The organism is Peptoniphilus sp. SGI.035, from assembly GCF_050315115.1.
GTDB lineage: Bacteria > Bacillota > Clostridia > Tissierellales > Peptoniphilaceae > Peptoniphilus_A.
This window is the reverse complement of record NZ_JBNPOJ010000051.1, coordinates 1-1,243: the sequence shown is the minus strand read 5'-3', so window position 1 is coordinate 1,243 and position 1,243 is coordinate 1. Positions and strand designations below refer to the sequence as shown.

The 1,243-nt window shown below is 31.9% G+C and carries 1 protein-coding gene; it reads right to left on the bottom strand.

What is annotated here, in order from left to right; genetic code table 11:
• Positions 1–118: 118 nt before the first annotated feature.
• Positions 119–1,243, bottom strand: a 1,125-nt coding sequence (locus ACQRC6_RS09745; RefSeq protein WP_427848747.1) for an IS110 family transposase, incomplete at its 5' end; no start/stop codon positions are given.

The following is a 1,243-nucleotide window of genomic DNA, read 5'->3' as shown; positions in this document are numbered from 1 at the left end:
ATAGCCCTATCCTCCTACTTGCAAGTAAATAATAAACCAAAAACTTAAATATGTAAATAATAGCATGGCAAACAGACCTATCAAAATAGGTCAAAAAAACAATTAAATAAAGTGAAAATTAAATATTTGGAATATAAGCTTTGTTATCTCTTAAAACAGCAAAAATTATGTTAGTTAATTTTCTAGCAACAGCACCAATAGCCGTACCATGGGCCTTACCCCGATCTCTAAGACCTTGATAATATTTAGAGAGGGCAGGATCTTTAAAAGCAGCAACAGTTGCAGCAAGCCAAATAGCACGTCTAAGATAAGGTGAACCTCTTTTAGAAATTTTTGTCTGAGCACCAACAAACTCACCAGACTGCTTAACAGCAACATCAAGACCAGCATAAGCAACAAGTTGACTAGCTTTTTCAAAACGAGAAATATCACCAATTTCAGAATAAATGGCAGCACCTAAAACATCACCAATACCTGTGATAGTAGTAATAACTGGACACATATCTGAGATTAAAGAAGAAATTTCAACTTCAATTTCTTTAACCTGATCTTCCAAAAAAGAAATCTGATTAATAATTTGTTTAATCTGGAAAGAAAAAGACTTAAGAGCAAACTTGATACCAAAAGAATTAGAAGCAGCCTCTTTAATTTCTTTAGCCTTATCCAAACCAAAGCGACCTTTAGAACATTTAGAAAGAAGTTCAGCAAGAGAAGAAGTGCTAATAGAAAGCATATCTTCCGGAAGCGGATACTTAGATAAAAGTTCTTTAGAAGTAACACCATAAATATCAGAAAAAAGTGTAGAGTATTCAGGAAAAACTTGATCTAAAATAGCAACAAGCTTTCTTTTCCAATCAGAACACTCATCAACCAAAGAAAATCTGTAGCGAGATAAATTCCTTAAGGCAAAAGTATCCTCATCAGAAAAAGAAGACTCAGAAAACTCACCAAAACGCATAATTTGAGCAATGATAAAAGAATCAACAGAATCATTTTTAGTCTGTCTAATATACATTTTTCTAAAAGCATCAGATTGAATAGGATTAATAACAACAACATTAAAACCAAAATCAATCAAAGCAGAATACAGACTAAGCCAATAATGACCAGTAGCTTCCATTCCAATAATAGAATTAACACAATCAATATCAAAAGAGGAAATATAATTTTTGAGTTTCTCAAAACCCTTAAAAGAATTAGAAAAAGAAATAGACTCAGAAACTAATTTCCCGTAAAGATCAAT